We start from the raw sequence: 24,513 nt of genomic DNA on the forward strand, positions 1-24,513 counted from the left end.
GGAAGTGGGGTAAAGTGGTGCCAACTGATGGCAGGGGGAGGTGAGTCGGATGTTCCTTGGGACGTACGAGCCGAAGCTTGACGAAAAGGGACGCCTGATTTTGCCTGCCAAGTACCGCGACCAGCTCGCGGACGGACTTGTCATCACCCGCGGTCAAGAACGTTGCCTCTACGTGTTCAAGGTGGAGGACTTCATGGAGATGCAGGAGCAGGCCCGCCAAGCCCCGCTCTCGAACAAAGAAGCACGCAACTACCTGCGTGTCTTGATGTCCGGAGCGGTGGACCAGGAGCCCGATCGTCAGGGACGGATTTCCATCCCCGCGAACCTGCGGACCTATGCGGGTCTCGAAAGAGACCTGGCAGTGATCGGCACAGGCAACCGTGTTGAGATCTGGAACGCCGACGCTTGGAGCTCGTTCCTGGAAGAGCAGGAAGCAGCGTTCTCCGACCGAGATGAAGAGATCATTCCGGGGCTTCTCTAGTCCCGGGCGGTGGCCTTCTCCCGTGGTTCTGGCAACAATTCCCCATTGTCAGAAATACGGGAGAGGACCACTGTTGAGAAAAACGAGGAGGTGCCATGAGCGCGGCTGACCTGCATGTACCCGTCCTGCTGGACACGTGCATGGAGCTTCTCGCACCCGCGCTCACCGAACCCTCACTCCTCATTGACGCGACCCTCGGTATGGGAGGGCACACGGAAGCCGCACTCACGCGGTTCCCGAACCTCCGGGTCGTTGGAATCGACCGCGATCCGGAAGCCATCAGGCTCGCATCCGAACGCCTTGCTCCCTTTGGGGACAGGTTTGTGGCCGAGCACGCCGAGTACGACCAGATCGGGCGGATCGCAGAGAAGCACGGGAGGCCCCAGGGGATTCTCATGGATCTCGGAGTCTCCTCCCTTCAGCTGGACGACGCCTCACGGGGCTTTGCCTACGCGCAGGATGCTCCTCTGGATATGCGGATGGATACCTCGCAGGGGCCGACCGCGCAGGATCTGATCTCCTCCTCAACCCACGGTGAACTCGCACGCATCATCTCCACCTACGGGGAGGAGCGATTTGCCGGCAAGATCGCATCCAAGATCATGAACCACCCGGACCGCGACCACCTCACGACCTCCCAGTTGGCTGACCTCGTGAAGGAAGCTATTCCCGCTGCGGCCCGCCGCACGGGAGGCAACCCGGCCAAGAGAACCTTTCAGGCCCTGCGCATCGCGGTCAACGACGAGATGGCGATCCTGGAGCGAGCACTACCCGCCGCCATGGAGTGCCTGGATGTTGGCGGTCGCCTCGTCGTCGAGTCCTACCACTCGCTCGAGGACCGAATCGTCAAGCGCGCCATGACCGAGGGGGCGACCTCCTCAACACCGATCGGGGTTCCGGTCGACCTCGACACACCTCCCTTCACACTCATCACCAAGAAAGCAATTCAGGCCGACGCGGCCGAGATTGCAAGAAACCCACGATCAGCTTCGGTGCGGGTACGTGCCTGCGAGAAAACCAGTAAAGGACGACAATGAGCGCAACAGCTTCCGCCACCGCACCAGTAGCTCACCCGGCGCGCCGGCCCGTCGTAACCGGGCTGCCGGCCATTCAAGTCGTCCCCACTCCCGCACCCATGAAGGGCTTCGTGCTAGCCACGATTGCCTGCATCGTCCTGTTCTGTGGGGCTCTTGCAACAGTTTTTATGCTCAACACCGCCATGGTCGAGGGTGCCTACAAGATTCAGGAACAGCAGGTGCTGCTCAATGATCTTGCCGACACGCGCAACACGCTTGTCGACGAGATTTCGGAAGCCTCAACCGCGGGTGCACTGCGCGAACGGGCCGAATCGATGGGTCTGGTTCCCGCGACCGAGATTCGTCACGTTGACCTCGGTCCCGGTGTCGTTACCGGTGGTAGCGTCGACAGCGGGCAATAATGGCTGACGTGAGTACCACGTCCCTCAAAGCCCGATTGCAGAAGTTTCGCAAACGGGTCACTTTCGACAACAGCTTCGTTTCCAGGCTGAAGGCCATCATCGTGGTTTTCGTTGTTGGGCTCGCACTCCTGTCCGTGCGGCTGATCGACCTTCAGGTGGTCCGCGCAGACACGCTCGCCGATACCGCAGTTCAGCACCGGTCCCGTACCTATACTATCCCGGCGGAACGAGGCCAGATTGTGGACTCGAACGGTAACGTGCTTGCCGTGTCTCGTGAACGCTACAACGTGGCGGTCAACCAGAATCTCATCGGTGACTACGTGCGCAGGGACGAGGACGGCACCATCATTGGCAGGGGCGCACCCGCTGCCGCGGAAGCACTCGCCCCGATCCTCGGTATTGATGAGGCGCGCCTTGCCGGCATGCTCTACGGCGGGGACACGAAATCAACCTGGACCTATATTGCCCGCGACGTGTCACCCGAAGTGTGGCGGCAGATCAACTCCTACGGGATCCCCGGGATCGAGCCGGAACAGTTCATGCGCAGGGAATACCCGAACGGCAAGGTCGGGGCATCCGTTCTTGGCTTCCTCGGTGAGGATGACTCGGGAAATATTGGTGGCCAGGCCGGTATTGAACGGACCATGGATGAGGAACTGACTGGCGTCGATGGTTCGCTCACCGTCGAGATTTCTCGCTCGGGTGCCGTTATTCCCACCGGCAGAACAATTGAGGAAGCTGCCCAGCACGGCAGCACCGTGACTCTCACAACCGACGTGGATCTGCAGTATGCCTTGGACGAGGCACTGAACACCTCGGTTGAGGCCCAGGGTGCGGAATGGGGTGCCGCGATCGCGATCGAGGTCGATACCGGACGCGTTCTTGCCCTGTCCGATACCGGAACCTACGACCCGCAGAACCCGGGCGAAGGCGGCTCGGTTGGCTCTCGCGTTGTTCAGACCCCCGTTGAACCCGGTTCTTCCGGCAAGCTCATGACGTTCTCGGCCGCCCTCGACCAGGGAACGGTCACGCCTCTCACCATGTTCCCGGTCTCGTCCACGATCACGATGCCGAACGGGGAGACGATCAAGGACAACGATGCGCACGCGTCGGAGAACATGACCGTTGCCGGCATTCTTGCCAAGTCCTATAACACCGGGCTCATCCAGATCGGTGACACGATCGACGACGATACCCGGTACGAATACATGCGGCTGTTTGGTTTGGGGGAGCGGACCGGTCTCGAACTGCCCGCCGAATCGGCTGGCATCATCTCCGGTCCCGACACGTGGGGTAACCGCACGCGGTACACAACCATGTTCGGTCAGTCCTACGCCCTCACAACCGCCCAGCTAGGGCAGATGGTGGCAACGATCGCGAACGGGGGAGTGCGCACCGACCTTCACATCATCGACTCGATCACCCGCCCCGACGGCACGGTCGAGCCCACAATTGTGTCCGACCCGGTACGAGTCATTGAAGAGGAAACAGCCGGCCAGATGCTGAGTATCATGCAGGCTGTGACTGAAAGTGGTTCAACGGGTTACTACGCGCGGATCCCCGGCTACAACGTGGCCGGCAAGACCGGTACGGCACAGATGGCGGACGAGTCCGGGCAGCTGAACGATCGCGTGGGTACATTCGTGGGTGTTGTGCCGGCTGAAGATCCTCAGATCGCCGTCGCGGTGGTTGTCTACAATGGTCGAGGTCCAGGCTACGGTTCGGAAACCGCCGCCCCGGTCTTTGGTGAGTTCGGCGCCTTCGCGGTACGGCACCTCGGCATCCCACCCTCGACCGATCCGCTCGTCCAATACCCGTGGACCGAGTCCGAGATGAACAGGGCGCAGAGCGAGAATCTGCTGAACGAGGATGGCACCTACCGGGAGTATGTGGAGTACCGATGAAACTGAATGAACTATCGTCCTTCGGCTCCGTCAGCGTTCCCGATCAAGACGTGACCGGTATCAGTGCCGACAACCGCGACATCACCCCCGGTGACCTGTTCGCAGGTGTTCCCGGGCTGCGTGTGCACGGAGCCCGCTTTGCGGAGGACGCACTCAAAAAGGGTGCCGTTGCAGTCCTGACAGACGAGGAAGGGCAAGAATTTATCCCCGACGGTGTTCCCCGCGTCATTGTTGATGACGTGGCCGGGATCCTCGGAACGGTTGCCTCCCTCATCTTTAACGAACCGGCCAAGCACTTGCGTAGCTTCGGTGTGACGGGAACGAATGGCAAGACCACGACCGCGTACATGATCGACCACATCCTGAGCAAGCTCGGGCTCGTGACCGGTCTCGTTGGCACCGTGGCCCTGCAGATCGCGGGCCGAGACGTGCCAGCGCGGCTCACCACACCCCAGCCTGCTGATCTGCAGAAGTTCCTCCACCGCCTCGTTGGCGAGGGCGGGACCGAACTGGTCATGGAAGTCTCCTCCCACGCCCTGTCCCAAAAGCGCACCGACCCGATCAGGTATACGGTTGCCGGATTTACGAACCTCACCCAGGATCACCTCGACTACCACGAGACACTCGACGACTACTTCGAAGCGAAGGCACTGCTGTTTGAGGAAGGAAAGTCGGAACGTGCCGTGCTATGGACCGATGACGAGTACGGATACCGGCTCTATCACAGGCTGGTGAGCAATGGTCGTCCCGTCACGTGGTTGGGACGGTCACCCCGCGACGGGCACGGCTGGCTGCTGACGGGTGATGATAATTTCACCCTGACCGAGCATGGTGTTCCGAATCCGGCTATTCACGAGTGCCACACGGACCTGCCGGGCGAATTCAATGTCGCCAACGCGGCGCTCGCCGCGACCATGGTTCTCGAAGCAGGCATTCCCGGCGCCGACCAGGCCATCACCTCGATCACACCCACGGTCCCGGGCCGCATGGAAGTGCTGTCTACCCACCCCAGGATCGTGATCGACTTTGCCCACAACGCCGATGCGCTGTCGAAGGCCATGGAGGCCCTGCGAGCAGACACTATGGGCAGGCTCATCACGCTCACCGGCTCGGCCGGTGACCGCGATGCGGTCAAGAGGCCCATCATGGGCAGGGTCGTGGCAGAGGGCTCTGACGTGTTCTACCTGACCGATGATGATCCCCACGGCGAGGACCCTGCCAAGATCAGGGCAGAGATCCGAGCCGGAGCCGAAGGTTTGATACAGATCGTTGAGATTGGGGACCGGGCAGAAGCGATCGCACACGCGATTGCGCATGCAGAAGAGTCCGATACCGTGCTGATTGCCGGGCGCGGTCATGAGACCATTCAAGAGGTAGCCGGAATCGAATACGAGCTCGATGACCGGGTGGAGGCGAGAGCAGCTCTCGCAAGGAGGCAAACCGCATGATTCCCGTATCGCTTCAGCAGATCGCGGACGATGTCACAGGTCGCCTCCTCGGCGCGGGCCACGAGGATGCTACGGCAAGCTCGGTGACCATTGACTCCCGGCAGGCGACTGCCGGGACCCTGTTTGTTGCTATCCCCGGGGAGCGCGTCAACGGACACGACTACGTCCAGCAGGCCCTCGAGCAGGGCGCAAGTGCCGCACTGGTGGAAGACCCCGAGCGGGCACTCGCCACGGGTGCCGACCCGGCCCGCCTCATCGCCGTCCCATCAACGCAGGATTCGCTCGGTGACCTGGCACGCCACAACCTGGCCAGAGTCCGGGAAGCTGGAATCCCCCTCGTCGTTGGCGTGACCGGTTCGGTCGGAAAGACCACGACGAAAGACTTGCTCGCCGTTCTCCTCGAACCGCGCGGCCCCATCATCGCGCCCCCCGGATCGTTCAATAACGAGATCGGGCTGCCGCTCACAGTCTTGCGGGCCGACGAGAACACGGCGACCCTGGTGCTAGAAATGGGTGCGGATCGGGTTGGTAACCTGGAGCACCTGACCGGCATCGCCCCGCTCGACATTGGGGTGGTCCTCGCAGTGGCGCGCGCTCACCTTGGTGAGTTTGGTGGCATCGAGAAGGTTGCCCAGGCGAAAGCCGAGCTCGTCACCGGAATCAAGCCCGGTGGCACTGCCGTCCTCAACGCCGATGATCACCGCGTGGCTGCCATGGCCGACCGTGCGAGTGATGTGCGGAGATTCTCAAAGCTCACAGAAGTCGACGTGTACGCCACCGATATCCAGGTGGGAGCCGATGGTAGGGCCTCCTTCACGCTCCACGCGGGCCCGGAGTCCGCTCCGGTCCACCTTGGACTTGTCGGTGAACACCACGTTTCAAACGCGCTTGCCGCGGCCACGGTTGCGATCGTTGCCGGCACGGACCTTGCTGAGATTGCCCGCCTCCTTGGCGGTCTGGGTGCCGCATCACCGCATCGCATGGATGTGTGGTCGAAGGGCGATCTCACGATCATTGACGACTCGTATAACGCGAACCCGGATTCGATGCGGGCGGGGCTGCGTGCTCTCGCCCAGATCGGGGGAAGCGGGAGGAAGACCGCTGTCCTCGGTGTCATGCTGGAACTCGGTGAAGAATCGGATGCGGAGCATGCCGCAATCGGGACCGAACTGGCCGACCTCGGGATCGACACTCTCATCAGCGTGGGAGCGCCTCCGCTCGCGGAGAGCGCCCGGCGTGCCGGCGTTGAGGTTGCCGAAGTGAGCGGTGTTGAGGAAGCCTGGAGCGTCATCATGCCCCTCCTGGAAAGTCCAGGCACTATTCTGTTTAAAGGATCGAACGGATCAAAGATTTGGCAACTAGCTGACCGAGTGAAGGAGGAGACTTGCTAACCATCATGGTTTCCATGGGAGTCGCCATGGTGATTTCCCTCCTGGGCACGCCCCTCTTCATCAAGTTCCTGGTGAAGAAACAGTATGGGCAGTTCATTCGCCAAGACGGCCCCACCTCGCATGCCACGAAGCGCGGCACACCCACCATGGGTGGTGTCATCATCATCCTGGCAACCATTGTCGGGTACGCGGTGGCCAACATCGTGGCTGGCAGATCGCCGGGCGCATCGGGCTGGCTCCTCATGTTCCTCATGGTGGGCATGGGCTTCATTGGTTTCCTTGATGACTACATCAAGATCTCGAACCAGCGTTCCCTCGGCTTGAGCCCGCTCGGCAAGATCGTGGGACAGGCCCTCATCGGCATCCTGTTTGCCGTGCTCGCCCTCCAATTCCGCAACGACGACTTCCGGACCCCCGCATCCATGCGGCTGTCTTTCGTCCGTGACACGGACCTGACACTCGCATTCGCGGGAGTCGGTGTTGGTCTTGTGCTCTTCGTGCTGTGGGCCAATTTCCTCATCACGGCCTGGTCGAATGCTGTCAACCTGACCGATGGTCTGGATGGACTTGCGACCGGTGCCTCGATGATCTCGTTTGGTGCCTACACGATCGTTACGATCTGGCAGTCGAATCAGTCCTGCCTGTCTATCCTCGACCCCGCAACCGGCTGCTACGAGGTACGCGACCCGCGTGACCTTGCCATGATCTGTGCCGCAATCGTCGGTGCCTGCTTCGGCTTCCTCTGGTGGAATGCCTCACCCGCACAGATCTTCATGGGGGATACCGGCTCGCTCGCACTTGGCGCGGCGTTCGCCGGTGTCTCGATCCTGTCCCGCACCGAGTTCCTCGCAGTACTCATTGGTGGCCTGTTCGTCATCATTGTCATGTCGGACGTGATTCAAATCGGGGTCTTCAAGATGACGAAAAAACGCGTGTTTAGGATGGCGCCGCTGCACCACCACTTTGAACTCAAGGGCTGGGGCGAGGTCACGATCGTCATCCGCTTCTGGATCGTTGCCGCCCTGTTTGCCGCACTCGGTGGCGGACTGTTCTACACGGAATGGTTGGCATCGCAGTGAGAACAGTTCCACAGCGGGAAGACTTTGATGGGGCCCGGATTGCGGTCGTGGGCATGGGAGTGTCAGGTACTGCAACCTATGAGGCCCTCATCGAACACACGGGAGCGACCCTGTCGCAGTGGGATGCGAAAGGTGACGACGTGGGCGCGCGCCTGCTGACCGCCGAAGCACTTCTCGACTGGGATCCCAATCTCGTCGTCATTGCCCCGGGTATCCCAGCCGTCTCGGACATTTACCGGGCCATGGGAGCCTACCGGATCCCCATCTGGTCCGAAGTGGAGCTGGCCTGGCGCATGAGAAGCGTCGATGCCGAAGGCAATGCTGCTCCGTGGCTGGCCGTGACCGGCACGAACGGGAAGACGACCACGGTGCAGATGGCGGAGGCCATGGCAAACGCCGGGGGATTCAACGCCAAGGCTGTCGGTAACGTGGGTGACCCCCTCATTACCGCGGCCACGGATGAGCAGGGCCCCGATATTCTCGTCGTGGAACTGTCCTCGTTCCAGCTGCACTCGACCCACACGATGTCTCCGCTCGCAGCGGGATGCCTCAATATTGCCGACGATCACCTGGACTGGCACGGATCCCGTGAGGAATACCGGGCCGCGAAGGCCCGTGTCTACAGCAATACTCAGGTTGCCTGCCTCTATCCCGTCGATGAGCCAATCGTTTCCGCCATGGTCGAAGAAGCTGACGTGGTGGAAGGGGCGCGCGCCATTGGGCTGACGAAGTCCGTGCCCGCATCGGGACAGATCGGTCTCGTCGAAGACATCATTGCCGAGCGTGCTTTCGGCCCCGAACGCTTCCATTCGGCCCACGAACTCTTCCAGCTCTCCGACCTTGAGCACCTCGCCCACGGTGACGTGCCCCTGCATCTGCTCAACGATGCGATGATGGCGGCGGGACTCGTGCGCGCGGCAGGCGTGGAACCCGCCGCGATCCAGCGCGCCCTGTCGACCTTCAGTCTTGGCGGGCACAGGATCGAGACCGTCGCGGTCCGTGGCGGGGTCACGTGGATCAACGATTCGAAGGCGACGAATGCGCACGCGGCCCGCGCCTCCATCCGCGCCCAGGACGACGGTTCCGTCGTGTGGATCGCCGGCGGTGTGAGTAAGGGCGCACGCTTTGATGACCTGGTTGCCGATATTGCGCACAAGCTCAAGGGTGTCGTGGTCATTGGCGAGGTGCAGGAACCCATCCTCGATGCGCTAGAGTCGCAGGCCCAGGGCGTGCCCGTCACGATCATCCCCCCGGGCTCCGCTAAAGTCATGACCGATGCTGTGCACGCGGCTGGCCAGCTGGCCGGCCGGGCAGGTGTTGTCATGTTGGCACCCGCGTGCGCGTCATGGGATCAGTTTGTTTCGTATGCCGATCGTGGCCAACAGTTCGCCCAGGCAGTTTTGGAGTAAAGAATGAGCGTCACACTGTCCGCGGAAGACGAGCGGGCGAGGGACGTTATTCGCCAGGCCGTTCTGCTGGTTCTTTCCGCCACGCTCATCCTGACGGTTATTGGAATCGTCATGGTCTTTTCCGCCACGTCCGTCACCTCGATCTCGCAGGCCCTCGTGTACGACAATCCTGCGGCACGCTTTGCGGAGGCTCAACGTCAGCTCACTTTCGGAATCGTGGGGCTCATCCTGCTGCCTATCGCGGCATGGATTACTCCCCGGTTCTATGAGCGGTTTGCTTGGCCGATCTTTATTGCGGGGATCGGGCTTCAGCTTCTTGTCCTGACCCCGCTCGGCATGTCCTCGCGCGGCAACAACAACTGGGTGAACATTGGCGGCTTCACCCTGCAGCCATCCGAGTTCCTCAAGCTTGCCGCCGCTCTCTGGCTCGCGGTCATGGTCGGGCGGCTTGCCAAGTCTGACATGTCGGACATGAGGAAGGTCGCCATGCCGGCAGGGGCGGGAGCACTCATCGCGCTCGGCGGCGTACTCGCCGGCCGGGACATGGGCACCGCCATCATCTTCGTTCTCATGTACGGGGTGCTGTTCTGGTTGGCGGGAATCCCGGGACGCTGGGTCGCGATCATCGCCATTTGCGTTGCCGTCGTTGCCGTGTTGCTCATCGCAATGGAACCGTCGCGCCTCAACCGTGTCGCGGACTACGCTGAGAACATTTTCATCACCCCCGACGTCTATGACCCGACCCAGTCGGAGTATGCGATGTGGGCATTTGGCACCGGCGGGATTGGCGGTGTCGGACTCGGTGCCTCCCGGGAGAAGTGGAACTACCTTCCCGAGGCGCACAACGACTTTATTTTCGCGGTTATTGGTGAAGAGCTGGGCTTGGCCGGCTGCTTCGCCATCATCATCCTCTTCGTTGTTCTCGGCTTCGGTCTGTTCCGGATCGCCACCCACCACAGGGACCGCTGGGTCCGGTACTTTGTTGCGATGATCGCGGTCTGGCTGACCGGGCAGGCCCTGCTCAATATGATGGTCGTGACCGGCGTGCTACCGGTCTTTGGTGTGCCACTGCCGTTCATCTCCCAGGGTGGTTCCTCGCTGATCGCCTGCCTGCTTGCTGTCGGCGTGGTTCTCTCGATGGCTCTGCGCCAGCCGGGAGTGGCCCAATCCTTGCGACTGTCGAAAACTGCATTCAAGTCCGTTGCTACGGTCAGGAGCACCAAATGAAAGTACTTGCCGCTGCCGGTGGTACCGCCGGCCACGTCAACCCGATGCTGGCAACCGCACGGGAACTCACCGAGCGTGGACACGAGGTGCTGGCGATTGGGACGATGGAGGGCCTGGAGGCGGACCTCGTTCCTGCCGCGGGACTCGAACTCTATCCGATTGCGAAGATCCCACTCCCGAGAAAGCCCTCCCTGGACCTGGTACGACTGCCGGGACGGATGCGAGCGACGGTGAACGAACTGCGTGGGCTCATGCGCGCCCGCAGCATTGATGCGGTCATCGGTTTCGGTGGTTACGTGTCGACTCCGGCATACCTGGCTGCGCGACAGGAAAAGATCCCCGTCATCATCCAGGAACAAAATGCTCGCCCCGGGCTGGCAAACAAGCTCGGGGCCCGCTGGGCTAAGGGTGTTTCCCTGACCTTTGAGACGACCCCGCTCGCCGCCAAGAACGGCATCACCCGCGTCACGGGACTGCCGTTGAGGAAAGAAATCAGTGACCTCGCGGCCGACTTTCAGGTGCCGGAACGCAGGTGGGAACGCCGCAATGCCGCAGCAGAACGCTTCGGACTCGACCCCGAAACCCCGATCGTTCTCGTGACCGGCGGTTCTTCGGGTGCACAACGCCTCAACGTTGCCTTCTCCCAGGCCGCCACCGATATTCGCAAGCACGCTCAGGTCCTCCACATCACCGGGCGCGGCAAGAGTTCCGACGTTGACTCGAGTTCCACGGGTGAGGGATACCGGGTTGAGGAATACGTGGGTGACATGGAAGAGGCGTACGCGGTTGCCGACCTCGTTGTGACACGGTCCGGTGCGGGCATGGTCGCCGAACTTGCCGCCCTCGGAATTCCCGCCGTCGTAGTCCCCCTCGCAATCGGTAATGGCGAGCAGTACCTCAACGCCAAAACCTACATTGATGCTGGCGCCTTCACCCATATCCCCAACGACGAGTTCACGGCCGACCGGGTCCGATCCGAGATCGTCCCCCTCATCAACCCCACGACGCTCAAAGAACGCCGCGACATCCTGCTCCAGTCCGGGGTGTCGAACGGCGGCTCTGCCGTCGCCGACCTCGTGGAGGAGTGCGCATGAAATTCCATCTCATCGGTGCCGGCGGAGTAGGCATGGTTGCCGTTGCCGAACTCCTTGCCTCACGCGGACAGACGGTCACCGGATCCGATGCCACCGCCTCCGCTAACACGCAGCGTCTCGAATCCATTGGGGTCACGATCTTCATTGGCCAGGATGCCGGCAATGTCGACCCTGATGCTGCGGTCGTCATCTCGTCCGCCATTAAGCCAGCAAACCCGGAACTCGCGATTGCTCGCGCCCGCGGGCAACGCATCCTCCACCGCTCCGAAGCACTCGCGCTGGCAGCGACAGGACTGGATTTCATTGCGGTGGCCGGAGCCCACGGTAAGACCACAACCTCGGGCATGCTTGCCGTTGCCCTCACCGAAGCAGGCCTTGACCCGTCCTACGCGGTAGGGTCCACCCTGCCCGGCGGTGCCTCGGGTGCGAAACTTGGTGGCGGGGACGTGTTCGTTGCCGAAGCGGATGAGTCGGATGGCTCGTTCCTCAACTACACTCCCGCGGTTGCTATCGTGACAAACATCGAACCGGACCACCTCGACCACTACGGCACCGAGGAAGCATTCCAGCAGGCCTTCGTTGACTTTGCGGCCTGCCGCGTGCGCGGCGGTCTCCTCATCGGGTGCGGTGATGACGAGGGGGCGGCGGCACTCCTGCAGGCGGCAGAAGGGCGGCGCTGGTCCTATGGGACCGGTAACCAGGTTCCTGGAACCGATGCCCATATCAAGATCACAATCACAGGTCCTGGCACTGCCACGCTGACCTTCCAACCCAACCGCGGACCCCACGCTAGCGCCACGGTGCGCCTCGCGGTCCCGGGTGATCACATGCTGCTTAATGCGGCCTCGGCATGGGCGACGGGGATTGAGCTCGGTGTCGACCCGGAGACCATGGCTCGCGCCCTTGGGACATTTCGGGGAACAGGACGGCGCTTCGAGAAGCGCGGCACGAAGAACAGCATCGATGTCTACGACGACTACGCACACCACCCCACCGAGGTGGAGGCAACGATCCGAGCAACGGCTCAGCAGTCCGAGGGACGGATTCTTGTTGTCTTCCAGCCCCACCTCTACTCCCGAACCCAAAACTTTGCTCGCGAATTCGCGAAGGCACTGGACCTGGCCGACGATGTGATCGTGACCGGGGTGTACGGTGCGCGAGAAGAACCGGTCGAGGGAGTCGACGGGTTCCTCATTACCGATCAGATGGTGCGCGGGGAATTTGTGGAGGACATGCACGAGGCGGCACGCGTCATTGCCAGCCGAGCCCAGCCCGGGGACCTGATCGTCACCATGGGTGCCGGTAGCGTCACCAAGCTCGGTCCCGAGATCCTGGACCTGCTGTGAGACCACCCAAGCAGCCCCGCAGGATCCAAACGGACCCAGCACGGGACCGCCAGATCCCGCCCCCGGAAACCGACACCGCGCGCGAGAGAGACGGTCGGGCCGGGCATGAAGGCGAACGCACATCCAAGCGGAAGACCGAGTCCGAGCGTGAGTCATCGGTCGACCGGGCGGTACGGAAAACAAAGACGCCCGCCTCGGGTAAACCATTGATGCCCCGCACCGCCGGCAAGCTCGCTTCCGAGCGGGTATCTGCCACAAAGCCGGTGATGACAGGCTTCCCGGGACGGAAGCGGTCCGAGAAGGATACCGCCGAAGAAAGTGCGCAGGCATGGACAAGCGGGGGAGCGAAGCAGAAGAGGGGCCTGAGGCGAAAGACCGGCACGGTTCCCGAACTGCCCATCCCGGAGAACCGCAAGAAGTCCTCCGACCCGTACGTGCTGACAGACAAGATCGAGAAGAAGAGACAGGCACGACGGAAGCAGCTGCTTCTCCGCATGGCCGGCCTTCTCGCAGCTATCGGCCTGGTTGCTGGCGCGATCTGGCTCCTGTTCTTCTCCTCCTTCTTTGTTGTGAAGGAAGACAAGATCGAGCTCACGATTGACGACCCCGCGGGCGTTGTCAACGAGGAGCAGGTCAGGGAGATTGCGCGCACCGCGACCGGGACTCCGGTGCTCCGATTGTCCGCAGCCGAGATCGAAGGGCAGCTGGAAGAGAATCCGGCCGTTCTTGATGCCTCCGTCAGTTCCTCGTTCCCGAACGGGATGACCGTGGACATTACGGCACGCGAACCCGTGGCCTGCGTTGGCGACGAAGGATCGTGCGTGGGAATCTCGGAAGATGCTGTGCAGTTGGAGATCTCCGATGAGGTGAGGGCGAGCCTACCGAGGTTGACGATGGACCTGGATGGTGACCACGCCAAGGCTCAACTCACCGGGCTCCTCGATGCGGTGGCAACCATGCCAGAAGATGTCCGCGGGCGTGTCCAAACAGCCACCATCTCCTCGTCGGGGCTCATCGAATTCCAGCTCGATTCCGGTGTTATCAAGTGGGGTCCCTCGGAGGAGAACGAGAAGAAGGCGCGAATTATCGCGGTTCTGCTCGATCAACCCGCCGGCACCTACGATGTGACATTGCCGGATGCCCCCGTCACGTATTAGACGACTTTGCCGATTGGGCGCGTCGGTAGTTGAACGAGGCCCCGAAGGTCCGTAACTTATGCGCGAGGTTGGAGCCAAGAAACCTCAACCATAACTTGAGGTCCCCGGAGGAAATATGTCAACAATCAACAATGCAGCAAACATCAAGGTCATTGGCGTTGGTGGTGCAGGAGTCAACGCCGTCGATCGTATGATCCAAGATGGTGTTGCCGGGGTTGAATTCATTGCCGTCAACACGGATGGCCAGTCCCTCGTCAAGTCCGAGGCGGAGACAAAACTCGACATTGGCCGCTCCGTCTCGAACGGCCTCGGCGCGGGCGCCGACCCCGCAATTGGACGCAAGTCCGCCGAAGAAAACATCGACATCATTCGCGCTGCACTCGAGGGCGCAGACATGGTGTTTGTGACCGCGGGTGAAGGTGGCGGAACCGGAACCGGTGCCGCCCCAATCGTGGCGAACGTTGCCCGTGAACTGGGTGCACTCACCGTTGGTGTCGTGACCCGCCCGTTCGAATTCGAAGGCCGTCAGCGTGCCTCGAAGGCAGCCGAAGGCATCAAGGAGCTGCGTAGCTCGGTCGATACCCTCATCGTCATCCCCAACGATCGTCTCCTTGAGATCGCGGAATCCGAGCCCTCGATCATCGAGGCCTACCACATGGCTGACGAAGTGCTCCGCTCCGGCGTCAAGGGAATCTCCGACCTCATCACGATCCCCGGCCTCGTCAACCTCGACTTCGCGGACGTGAAGGCGGTCATGAAGGATGCAGGAACAGCCATCATGGGTATCGGCTCCGCATCCGGCGAGGACCGGGCCATGAGGGCAACCGAGAACGCGATCTCCTCCCCGCTCCTCGAGGCCCGCATCGACGGTGCTCACGGCGTGCTCCTTTCCTTCCAGGCTGGAACCGATTTCACGATGCGCGAGCTGGCAAGCGCCTCCCAGCTCGTCCAGGAATCGGTCGACCCGAACGCGAACATCATCGTTGGCCAGATCATCGAGGAATCCCTCGGCGACGTCGTCAACGTGACGGTCATTGCCGCGGGCTTCGACGAGGCCGAGGACCACATCCTCGAGGGCCGTATCCCCGGAGCAGTCTCCCAGACGAAGCCGCAGGCCTTCCCCACCAGCCCCGAGGTTGCTCCCGTGCAGGAATCCGAGTCCGCGACCGAGGCTGAGCCCGGTCACCTCGTGACCCCCTCTGCACCGGTCGCGCCCCAGCAGCCTCAGCAGCGCCCACGCGTTGTTGAGGAAGAGCGCGGTCGTTCTGATCTCGACATTCCGTCTTTCCTCTTCAACGAGGACTAATCATTTACCGGGTTGATCTGCCGGGGGTGTTCGCAGGCTTCACGATGAGGGAAGCAGGAACATCCCCGGACTCGTATGCCGGGAACCTCGGTTACCACGTGGGAGACGATCCTGACAACGTTGACCTGTGGCGCGGCCGCCTCCAAGACGAGACTGGTCCGCTGTCGTGGATGAGCCAGGTGCACGGCACCACGCTTGTTGATGCTGCACCGCACGTGCAGGAAGCCGATGGCTTGCTGCTGGGGCCCGGTCAGGGCGGGGCGGTCATGGTGGCAGACTGCGTGCCACTCCTGCTCCTTGGTACGGGGCCCGTCACCCGCGGCGCAGTTGTGCATGTGGGACGGAAAGGACTCCTCGGTGGTATAGCCACCAAGGCGGTTCACGCTCTCAGGTCGGCTGGTGCAACGGATGTCCGCGCTGTCATTGGACCCTCGATTTGCGGAAGCTGCTATGAGGTGGGGGAGGAGGTGGCGGCGGAAGCCGAGAAGGATTTACCTGGTTCTGCGAGCACCACCTCCTGGGGAACACCGAGCATCGACATCCCCGGCACACTCGTGAGGCTCCTGGAAGCCGAAGGAGTGGATGTTGATCTGGTCGAGGCGTGCACGATGGAGGATGAGCGATTCTTCTCGCACCGCCGTCAAAAGGGCCGCGCTGGGCGGTTTGCGGGGGTTCTGGTTCTGCCGGGTTGACGACACTCCGCGGGACCTAGCACCGAAGAATGACCGACTGAATTACCGTAATCATGGCATGCTACTAACGGAAGGGGGAGCGCCGTGGGAATGTTTGAGCGCTTCATGGAGAAAGCACCGGCCATCGACGAAAACGAAGAGTACTTCGACGACGGCTACGAAGAGTATTCCGACTACGAGGAAGAGACTCCAGTGAGTAGCATCAGGCCCGTGGCGGCCCACGAAGAAGTGTCGCGTATCGCGACCTGCCGTCCGAAGACGTTCCAGGACATCGCGGTTTTCGCTGACGAGTTCCGCAAGAACCTCCCCGTCATCCTCAACCTTGCTGACGCGGACGATCACGCACGCCAGCGCATTGCCGATTTCGCACTCGGAGTCTGCTACGGCCGTGGTGGCAACCTCAACAAGATTTCAGAAGATGTCCTGCTCATGACCCCCCACTCGGTCCGCATGGATGAGTACCCTTCCGATGGGAATAACCGACTCGGTCATTAATGGCTCTTCTACTCCAAATCCTGTGGTGGGGGCTCTGGCTTTACACCCTGATCCTGTTCGCCCGGGTCGTCATTGACCTGGTGACCGTACTGTCTCGTGACTGGCGCCCCACCGGCGTGCTGCTAGTCGTCTCGAACTTGGTGTACGGGCTGACAGATCCTCCGCTCCGATTCTTGGGACGGTACGTTCCGCCCCTCAGGCTGGGTGCCGTGGCGCTCGATATGGGATTCCTGATCCTATTTTTCGGTGTCTCGCTCGCCCAGTGGATCATCCAAAGAATCCTTATTGCACTGTAGACCGCAATTATCTTGACAATCCTGGTGTAGTGTTGAGAACGATCAAGCACTACCCGAACTACCAAGAGGTGAAGACATGGCGCTGCTCACTGAAGACGATGTCGTAAACAAGACATTCACCGAGTCCCGTTACCGTGAAGAGGGATACAACCAGGACGAGGTTGATGACTTCCTCGACGAGGTTGCAGAAACGATCAAGCAGTTGACGGAAGAGCGTGACAGCCTCCGTGAAGAGCTTGCTCAGTCCAAGGCACGCGTTGGGGAACTCGAAGCCAGCGGCGGGCAGACCCAGCAGGTAGCGGCAGCGACGCAACCTCAGACCACGAACGAGACCGGCGACCTTGCCGGCCCCGCAGCGGGCGTCCTCGCACTCGCACAGCAGTTGCACGACAAGTACGTCAACGAGGGCCGCGAAGAAAGCGAACGCATCCTCGCGGAAGCGAACACCGAGTCGGCTCGCATCATCAAGGAAGGTGAGGACCAGTACAACCGGACCCTCACCCAGCTCGAGCAGGAACGCGGTCTCCTGGAGCGCAAGATTTCCGAGCTTCGTGACTTCGAGCGCGACTACCGTTCACGCCTCAAGTCCTACCTCGAGTCCCTCCTGTCCAATGTTGAGTCGGGTAACACCGGCGCGGGCAGCATCTAAGAGACATGAGTTCGATGGCGGCCTACGGGCCGCCATCGATGTGTTATGTACCGACTTGCTCTCCCCATCACCCTGGCCGTTATTCTCATGGACCAGGGGACAAAGTTCTGGGCCGAACAGGCCCTCGCCGACGGTCAACGCATCCCCGTGATTGGGGATTTCCTCAGCTTCGTCCTGGTCTACAATCCGGGTGCCGCCTTCTCGTTCGGGACCGGTAACACGTGGCTGTTCACAATCTTCTCAATCGTCGTCATCTCCGCGATCTCCTACGTCCTGAAAGAGTGCCGGTCACGAGCCTGGGGCATTACCCTCGCCGTGATCCTCGGCGGCGCAGCAGGGAACTTTATTGACCGTATTTTCCGTGACCCGTCGGTCGGGCAGGGACACGTCGTTGACTTCATCAACTACAACGGATGGTTTGTTGGGAACATTGCCGATATCGCCCTCGTCCTCGGCGTGGTTGCACTCATTATTATTGAACTGCGAGGCATCCCTTTCGGGGGAGTGGAACAGCGGGCGGAGGACGAGCCAGAAAACGTAGAGGAGTGAGGGCGATGAGCGAGTTGCGCAGATACTTCGTACCGGAAGGACTGGCTGGCGAACGAGCGGATGTTGGGGTCGCTCGCCTGACGGGACTCACCCGGTCTAAGGCAGGTGACCTGATCGACGAGGAGAAGGTCAGAATTGGCGGCCTCCCCGTGCAACGCTCCCGCAGACTCCTCGACGGTGAAGGTATCGAAGTCGAGATCCCGGCACCCGAACCGGCTGAGCCCGTCGAAACCCCGGTGGACATGGATGTCGTCTTTCAAGATGACGACATCATCGTCATCGACAAACCCGCAGGGGTCGCAGCCCACCCGTCGGTCGGATGGGAGGGACCGAACGTGGTCGGTGCGCTCCGTGCGGCAGGGGTCAAGATTTCCTCCTATGGTCCATCCGAACGCAAGGGGATCGTGCACCGCTTGGACGTGGGTACTTCGGGGCTCATGGTGGTCGCAAAGTCTGAACAGGCCTACACGGTTCTGAAGAGAGCTTTCAAGGAACGCACAGTCTCGAAGATCTACCACGTTCTCGTCCAAGGTCATCCCTTCCCCGCGAAGGGCACGATCGATGCGCCAATTGCCCGGGACACTCGGCATTCGTGGAAGATGGGAGTGGTGGCCGGAGGCCGAGCCTCGATCACCCACTACGACACGATTGAAACCCTCGGGGGAGCAAGCCTGCTCAAAGTGGACCTAGAAACCGGGCGCACGCACCAGATCAGGGTGCACATGTCCGCGGTCCATCACCCCGCCATCGGCGACCCCCTCTACGGTTCCGACCCGACCCTGTCTGCGAAACTCAATCTCGACCGCCAATGGTTGCACGCAACCGAGCTGTCGTTCGCCCATCCCCGCACGGGTGATGGGGTGACTTTCCATTCTGACTATCCTGCCGACCTGCAGTACGCACTGGATCGGATGAGGGAGGGTGACCTGTGGTAATCACCAGAATTGAAACGAGCGAGGATCTAGAGGGTGCCTTCGCGGTCCGTAAGGCAGTCTTCGTGGACGAACAGCACGTGCCCGTGGAGGAGGAACTCGACGATCTTGACCACGCAGCCACGACCGTTCACGTACTCGCGAAGGACGATGAAGGGCCGTGCGCAACGGGCAGAATCCTCCTCGACGGTCCAGGTCAGGTTCATCTCGGCCGGATCTGCATTCTCCCGCGCGTCCGAGGCACCGGTCTAGGCCGGAAGCTCATGGCGGAGCTGGAAAGCATCGCGTACGCGGAATATTGCAGCGATGGCAGGCTTGTTATTGCACTCTCTGCCCAGGACCAGGCTCAGGGCTTCTACAGTGCTCTTGGATACGACTATGTCGATGATCGGGAGTATCTCGATGCTGAAATCTGGCATCGAGATATGAGCAAGACCGTGACTGGAGTGTCCGACTAGAAGTCACGGGTCTGCAGGTTAAGAGGTAGAGAGTGGCCGGCCCACGAAGTACCGAGGTTGAGACCTGGGAACCTGATGGTCGTTGATCGCCTCAGTTGTCGTGACCAGTATGGGCACGTGAACCAAGTAGCATTCGGAAGACCAAGCGGGTGCGGGAGAGTCTGAAGAATTAACGCTTGCTACGGCGACGCGCCGGGGACTCCCCGATGAAACGGCGTGGCCATGAGCCGATCGGGTCACAACGGTCTTTTCTGGTCTGTTATCTGCCTGCCGGGAACCTAAACTGGTGAGTATGGCTATTGCAGATGAAGATTTCGCGCACCTCCACGTACACACCGAATATTCGATGCTCGATGGTGCAGCCAAGATCCAGAAACTTGTGGATGCTGCGGTAAAAAATGGCCAAAAATCGCTTGCTATTACCGATCACGGATACCTATTTGGTGCCTACGACTTCTATCGCACTGCCAAGAAAGCCGGGATCAAGCCCATCATAGGTCTCGAAGCATACGTGACCCCCGGGATCTCCCGCTTCTCGAAAGAACGCGTTCGCTGGGGACGGGATGATCAGAAGGCGGATGACGTGTCGGCCTCCGGTGCCTACACGCACATGACACTGCTTGCGCACTCAACTGAGGGCATGCACAACCTGTTCCGGATGGGATCGAAAGCCTCCCTCGAAGGACAGATGGGCAAATGGCCACGGATCGACCGTGAGCTCCTGGAGACCTACCACGAGGGACTCATCGGCACGGCTGGATGCCCCTCGGGTGAGGTGCAGGTCCGGCTTCGGCTCGGACAGTGGAACGAGGCGGTTCGTGCCGCGGGTGAAATGCAGGACCTGTTTGGCAAAGAGAACTACTTTGTCGAACTCATGGACCACGACAACGAGATCGAACGCCGGGTGCGTAACGACCTCATCAAGCTTGCCAAGACCATTGATGCTCCGATCATTGCCACGAATGATTCGCATTACGTCAATGAAGAAGATGCGAAGATCCAGGACACGATGCTGTGCATCAACTCCGGCTCGACACTGACCGATCCTGACAGGTTCACGTTCGACGGGCACGGCTACCACCTGCGAACAACCCAGGACATGGAGAAACTGTTCGGGGATGTTCCGAGGGCACTCTCGAACACCGTGCTGATTGCTGAACGGGCCGAGATGGAGTTTGTGACAGCCGACCAGGGCGCGAACTTCATGCCCGAGTTCCCCACACCTCCGGGCGAGGACCCGACCTCGTGGTTCGTGAAGGAAGTCGAGAACGGGCTTCGCTACCGCTACGGGGATACGATCCCGGACGATGTTCGCCAGCGTGCCGACTACGAGGTGAGCGTCATTGCTCAAATGGGTTTCCCCGGCTACTTCCTCGTTGTCTCCGACTACATCAAGTGGGCAAAGAGCCAGGGCATCCGCGTCGGTCCCGGACGTGGTTCCGGTGCGGGCTCCATGGTCGCCTACGCCCTTCAGATCACCGACCTCGACCCGATCCCGCACGGCCTGCTGTTCGAGAGGTTCCTCAACCCCGAACGTGTCTCCATGCCCGATATCGATGTCGACTTCGATGAGCGCCGCCGCAACGAAGTGATCGAATACGTCGAGAACAAGTACGGGAAGGAAAACGTTTCCCAGGTCGTCACCTACGGCACGATCAAATCGAAGCAGGCACTGAAAGACGCCTCGCGCGTGCTGGGCTACCCGTATGACGTGGGTGAACGGATGACGAAGGCGATGCCTCCCGGTGTCCAGGGGAAGGAAATTCCGCTCGGCGACGTGTACGACAAGAATGCACCTCGCTATGCGGAGGCCGGAGAGTTCCGGGCTCATATTGAGTCGAGTCTGGACAACCAGAAGGTGTTCGAACTCGCCACCGGTATTGAGGGGTTGACCCGCCAGTGGGGCGTCCACGCTTGCGCCGTTATCATGTCCTCCAAACCCCTCGAGGACGTCATCCCGATCATGCAGCGCCCCCAGGACGGCGCTATCATCACCCAGTTCGAGTACCCGCAGTGCGAGGAACTCGGACTGCTGAAGATGGACTTCCTGGGGCTGCGTAACCTCACCGTTATTGAGGATGCTCTCGAAAACATCCGCAATAACGGTAAAGAAGCACCGGACATCGATAATCTGCCCCTCGATGACAAGGAAACGTACGAGCTCATGGGCAGGGCCGAAACGCTTGGCGTATTCCAGCTGGATGGTGCGGGCATGCGCACCCTGCTCAAGCAGATGAAGCCTGACAACTTCGAAGATATTTCGGCTGTGTCCGCGCTGTACCGCCCGGGACCGATGGGGGCGGGCTCGCACACGAACTATGCGCTCCGTAAGAACGGTCTGCAGAAAATCACCCCCATTCACCCCGAACTGGAAGAGCCGCTCCAGGACATTCTCGGCACCACCTACGGTCTGATCGTCTACCAGGAGCAGGTCATGCAGATCGCCCAGAAGGTGGCCGGATTCTCGCTCGGTAAAGCAGACGTGCTCCGCAAGGCCATGGGTAAGAAGCAGCTGAAGGTACTGAACGCCCAGTTTGCCGATTTCGAGGCCGGCATGGTCAACAACGGGTACTCGAAGGAGTGCGTCAAGGTGCTGTGGGATATCCTCCTGCCCTTCTCCCAGTACGCATTCAACAAGTCCCACTCTGCCGCCTACGGTGTCGTCTCCTACTGGACCGCCTACCTCAAGGCCCACTACCCGGTGGAGTTCATGGCTGCGTTGCTGACCTCGCAGAAGTCGGACAAGAAGAAGCTCGCCCTCTACCTGGCCGAATGCCGCCGCATGGGCATCGTCGTCAAGCAACCAGACGTCAATAGCTCAGCCGCGAACTTCACCGCCGTGGGTGACTCGATCATGATCGGGCTCTCCGCGATCCGTAACGTCGGCGCGCACGTGGTTGAAGGAATCATTGAGGCACGCGAAGAGCACGGCGAGTTCACGTCCTTCCAGAACTTCATGGACAAGGTGCCGCTCCCGGTCTGCAACAAGCGCGCCCTCGACTGCCTCGTCAAAGCGGGCGGATTCGATCAACTCGGATATACCCGCAAGGCACTCGCCCTCATCATCGAGGAAGCCGTCGATGTGGTTGTCGGAATCAAACGGAACGAGGCCGCGGGCCAGTTCGACCTGTTTGCCGATTTGGGAGGATCGGGGCCCACCTTCGATATTGAAGTTCCGGACGTACCCGAATGGGATAAGAAGACGAAGCTGAACTTTGAACGAGACATGGTGGGGCTCTACGTGTCCGACCACCCGCTGTCCGGGCTTGAGGCGGCGGTTGAACGAGCCTCCACGGCGTCCGTTGTGTCGATCTTTGAAGGTGAGGACCGTGCGGATGGTGAGATGGTGACCGTTGCTGGTCTCATCACGTCCGTTGAGGTGCGTGTCGCAAAGAAGACCGGCAGACTCTGGGCTCAAGTCATGTTGGAGGACATGACGGGATCAATCTCGATCAACGTCTTTAACGCCACGTACCAGAAGGTCGTCGATCACCTCGTCCAGGATGCTGTTGTCTCGGTGCGTGCGAAGGTCTCGAACCGGGACGGGGACATCCAGCTCAACGCTCAGGATGTCGCACCTGTCGACACGAGGGGTGTCGATGATCGTCCGGTCCTCATCTCCATTCCTGAGGAACGCTGCACGGAACGGACCATGAACGAGCTCCGCCACCTGCTTCAGAACTACCCGGGCAACACGCCCGTCCACCTCAAGGTGAAGAAGCCCCACGTGTCGGTCATCGTCAAACTGCCCGGTACCCTCCATGTCCAATCCGGCCCAGCACTCGCCGCTGACATCTCGGTCATCCTCGGAGCCAGAAGCCTGGCGTAAACAAGCGGGATCCATGATGCCCTGCCAGACCGTAGCACCGAGCTCGGACTGGCAGGGTTGTCGTTTGGGAGAGGGCCTTTACCGGAAGCGGAGGTATGACCGGCTAGGTATTGGATTGAGCTAAATACTCGCTGTTGGGCGCCGCAAGTATTGGAAGTACTTGAGAACTGAGTGACTCAACCCGCTTGGTCTGATTGGTGTCTGGTTAGGCGGGCGAAGGAAAAACGGGAGTAGGGTGGAAAGCGTGCAAAAAACGCTTATCCCCGGACTTGCCTTTAGCCTCATCGTCGGAGCCGCGTGTGTGCTCCTGCAAAGGCTCGTCCCGGGGCTTAGTGCACTACTCGTCGCCATCATCGCGGGCATCGCCGTCGCCAACCTCACTCGAATACCCGACTCGCTAACTCCGGGTCTTGCCGTCGCTTCGAAGAGGGTTCTGCGGATCGGGATCGTGCTCCTTGGGTTCTCGATCCTCCTGGACGACATCGTCGCCCTCGGATGGGGTGTTGTTGCGGTCGTCATTGCCGTGGTCTTCGGTGGCCTGTTCGGCACCATTCTGATCGGACGGTGGCTCGGGGTCACACGATCACAGTCCGTGTTGATCAGTGCCGGTTTCTCGATTTGCGGGGCTGCGGCAGTTGCTGGAGTTGAGTCCACGATTAAGCGCAAGGATAGCGAGGTGGCGACCGCGATCGGGCTTGTTGTCCTGTACGGCACTGCCATGATCGCCATCGTTCCCCTCCTGCTTGGGTTGACGGGCTTCGACGATCACCTCAAGGGCCTCATTACCGGGGCATCGATCCACGAGGTGGCGCAGGTCGTGGCCGCGGGCGGGATCATGGGCGGGGGAGTCCTAACCGTTGCGGTCATCGTTAAGCTCGCACGCGTTCTCATGCTCGCGCCCGTGATCGCCACGCTAGGATTCCTCGAACGTGGCAACAATCAGTCCGATAAGCGTGCCCCGCTGATCCCGCTCTTCGCCGTGGGCTTCATCGCGGCATCCGTCTTTGCTTCCCTCGTCGATATCCCGGACTCGGTCAGAACCGTTATTTCCCTCCTCCAGTCCCTGTGCCTGGCCGCGGCCATGTTCGCACTCGGAGCAGGAATTCGCTTCTCCTCATTCAAACAGGCAGGAATGAAACCCGTTTTGCTTGGAGCGCTCTCCACCCTGCTCGTGGCCGTCATTGCCACCACCGGCATGATCCTCGTTTCCTAAGAAACATCGTCACTACCTCGGGGAACACGGGGAACACGGGGAACGAAGACGTACGAGGACCGGGATATGTAGTCGCAAGGGTAAGGGTTGTTGCCCGACGACCTCAGTCGGTGCGGGGTG

Annotated in this window: 22 protein-coding genes; all 22 read left to right on the top strand. The window is 60.9% G+C overall.

Going from position 1 to position 24,513, the window contains the following annotated elements; translation table 11 throughout:
• The first annotated feature begins 49 nt into the window (after positions 1 to 49).
• The 22 genes from mraZ to BN1241_RS09945 all read left to right on the top strand — a co-directional run bounded on the left by mraZ (position 50) and on the right by BN1241_RS09945 (position 24,393).
• On the top strand, positions 50 to 481 hold the full coding sequence (mraZ, locus tag BN1241_RS09840) for a division/cell wall cluster transcriptional repressor MraZ (RefSeq protein WP_054953418.1): 432 nt from the start codon (positions 50 to 52) through the stop codon (positions 479 to 481).
• Positions 482 to 576: 95 nt separating this feature from the next.
• Positions 577 to 1,518 carry a 16S rRNA (cytosine(1402)-N(4))-methyltransferase RsmH gene (gene rsmH / locus BN1241_RS09845; RefSeq protein ID WP_054953419.1) on the top strand — a complete coding sequence of 314 codons (942 nt, stop codon included), beginning with the start codon at positions 577 to 579 and terminating at the stop codon, positions 1,516 to 1,518.
• Positions 1,515 to 1,919, top strand: coding sequence for a cell division protein FtsL (locus tag BN1241_RS09850; RefSeq protein WP_054953420.1), 405 nt, complete (start codon positions 1,515 to 1,517; stop codon positions 1,917 to 1,919). The genes rsmH and BN1241_RS09850 overlap by 4 nt, the downstream gene beginning before the upstream one ends.
• A gap of 8 nt (positions 1,920 to 1,927) precedes the next feature.
• Positions 1,928 to 3,823, top strand: a complete 1,896-nt coding sequence (locus BN1241_RS09855; protein ID WP_230198303.1) for a peptidoglycan D,D-transpeptidase FtsI family protein — start codon at positions 1,928 to 1,930, stop codon at positions 3,821 to 3,823.
• Positions 3,820 to 5,271, top strand: coding sequence for a UDP-N-acetylmuramoyl-L-alanyl-D-glutamate--2,6-diaminopimelate ligase (locus BN1241_RS09860; protein ID WP_054953421.1), 1,452 nt, complete (start codon positions 3,820 to 3,822; stop codon positions 5,269 to 5,271). The genes BN1241_RS09855 and BN1241_RS09860 overlap by 4 nt, the downstream gene beginning before the upstream one ends.
• Positions 5,268 to 6,662, top strand: coding sequence for a UDP-N-acetylmuramoyl-tripeptide--D-alanyl-D-alanine ligase (locus tag BN1241_RS09865; protein WP_054953422.1), 1,395 nt, complete (start codon positions 5,268 to 5,270; stop codon positions 6,660 to 6,662). Before BN1241_RS09860 ends, BN1241_RS09865 begins: the two co-directional genes overlap by 4 nt.
• Positions 6,656 to 7,741, top strand: coding sequence for a phospho-N-acetylmuramoyl-pentapeptide-transferase (gene mraY, locus BN1241_RS09870; protein WP_147599397.1), 1,086 nt, complete (start codon positions 6,656 to 6,658; stop codon positions 7,739 to 7,741). The genes BN1241_RS09865 and mraY overlap by 7 nt, the downstream gene beginning before the upstream one ends.
• Positions 7,738 to 9,150 carry a UDP-N-acetylmuramoyl-L-alanine--D-glutamate ligase gene (gene murD / locus BN1241_RS09875; RefSeq protein WP_222704440.1) on the top strand — a complete coding sequence of 471 codons (1,413 nt, stop codon included), beginning with the start codon at positions 7,738 to 7,740 and terminating at the stop codon, positions 9,148 to 9,150. Before mraY ends, murD begins: the two co-directional genes overlap by 4 nt.
• Before the next feature lie 3 nt (positions 9,151 to 9,153).
• Complete coding sequence (locus BN1241_RS09880) at positions 9,154 to 10,377, top strand: FtsW/RodA/SpoVE family cell cycle protein (RefSeq protein ID WP_054953424.1); 1,224 nt, start codon at positions 9,154 to 9,156, stop codon at positions 10,375 to 10,377.
• Positions 10,374 to 11,471: an undecaprenyldiphospho-muramoylpentapeptide beta-N-acetylglucosaminyltransferase gene (gene murG, locus BN1241_RS09885; protein ID WP_054953425.1), complete on the top strand. Its 1,098-nt coding sequence runs from the start codon at positions 10,374 to 10,376 to the stop codon at positions 11,469 to 11,471. The genes BN1241_RS09880 and murG overlap by 4 nt, the downstream gene beginning before the upstream one ends.
• On the top strand, positions 11,468 to 12,817 hold the full coding sequence (gene murC / locus BN1241_RS09890; RefSeq protein WP_054953426.1) for a UDP-N-acetylmuramate--L-alanine ligase: 1,350 nt from the start codon (positions 11,468 to 11,470) through the stop codon (positions 12,815 to 12,817). The genes murG and murC overlap by 4 nt, the downstream gene beginning before the upstream one ends.
• Positions 12,814 to 13,974 (top strand): cell division protein FtsQ/DivIB, encoded by a 1,161-nt coding sequence (locus tag BN1241_RS09895; RefSeq protein ID WP_147599398.1) that lies wholly within the window; start codon positions 12,814 to 12,816, stop codon positions 13,972 to 13,974. The genes murC and BN1241_RS09895 overlap by 4 nt, the downstream gene beginning before the upstream one ends.
• 115 nt (positions 13,975 to 14,089) lie before the next feature.
• Positions 14,090 to 15,280, top strand: a complete 1,191-nt coding sequence (gene ftsZ / locus BN1241_RS09900) for a cell division protein FtsZ (protein WP_054953428.1) — start codon at positions 14,090 to 14,092, stop codon at positions 15,278 to 15,280.
• A 26-nt stretch (positions 15,281 to 15,306) separates the two neighbouring features.
• Positions 15,307 to 15,972, top strand: coding sequence for a purine nucleoside phosphorylase YfiH/LACC1 family protein (locus BN1241_RS09905; RefSeq protein ID WP_054953429.1), 666 nt, complete (start codon positions 15,307 to 15,309; stop codon positions 15,970 to 15,972).
• A 90-nt stretch (positions 15,973 to 16,062) separates the two neighbouring features.
• Positions 16,063 to 16,467, top strand: coding sequence for a cell division protein SepF (locus BN1241_RS09910; RefSeq protein WP_230198304.1), 405 nt, complete (start codon positions 16,063 to 16,065; stop codon positions 16,465 to 16,467).
• Positions 16,467 to 16,763, top strand: a complete 297-nt coding sequence (locus BN1241_RS09915; protein WP_054953431.1) for a YggT family protein — start codon at positions 16,467 to 16,469, stop codon at positions 16,761 to 16,763. The genes BN1241_RS09910 and BN1241_RS09915 overlap by 1 nt, the downstream gene beginning before the upstream one ends.
• Before the next feature lie 76 nt (positions 16,764 to 16,839).
• Positions 16,840 to 17,412, top strand: a complete 573-nt coding sequence (locus BN1241_RS09920; RefSeq protein WP_054953432.1) for a DivIVA domain-containing protein — start codon at positions 16,840 to 16,842, stop codon at positions 17,410 to 17,412.
• Between the two features lie 45 nt (positions 17,413 to 17,457).
• Positions 17,458 to 17,961, top strand: coding sequence for a signal peptidase II (gene lspA / locus BN1241_RS09925; protein WP_054953433.1), 504 nt, complete (start codon positions 17,458 to 17,460; stop codon positions 17,959 to 17,961).
• Positions 17,962 to 17,966: 5 nt separating this feature from the next.
• Positions 17,967 to 18,896, top strand: a complete 930-nt coding sequence (locus BN1241_RS09930) for an RluA family pseudouridine synthase (RefSeq protein ID WP_054953434.1) — start codon at positions 17,967 to 17,969, stop codon at positions 18,894 to 18,896.
• On the top strand, positions 18,890 to 19,351 hold the full coding sequence (locus tag BN1241_RS09935; protein ID WP_054953435.1) for a GNAT family N-acetyltransferase: 462 nt from the start codon (positions 18,890 to 18,892) through the stop codon (positions 19,349 to 19,351). Before BN1241_RS09930 ends, BN1241_RS09935 begins: the two co-directional genes overlap by 7 nt.
• A gap of 292 nt (positions 19,352 to 19,643) precedes the next feature.
• On the top strand, positions 19,644 to 23,180 hold the full coding sequence (gene dnaE / locus BN1241_RS09940; RefSeq protein WP_054953436.1) for a DNA polymerase III subunit alpha: 3,537 nt from the start codon (positions 19,644 to 19,646) through the stop codon (positions 23,178 to 23,180).
• Positions 23,181 to 23,424: 244 nt separating this feature from the next.
• Positions 23,425 to 24,393, top strand: coding sequence for a YeiH family protein (locus tag BN1241_RS09945; RefSeq protein ID WP_187117627.1), 969 nt, complete (start codon positions 23,425 to 23,427; stop codon positions 24,391 to 24,393).
• Positions 24,394 to 24,513: the final 120 nt, after the last annotated feature.

Source organism: Flaviflexus massiliensis, from assembly GCF_001375495.1.
In the GTDB taxonomy this organism is placed as follows: Bacteria; Actinomycetota; Actinomycetes; order Actinomycetales; family Actinomycetaceae; genus Flaviflexus; species Flaviflexus massiliensis.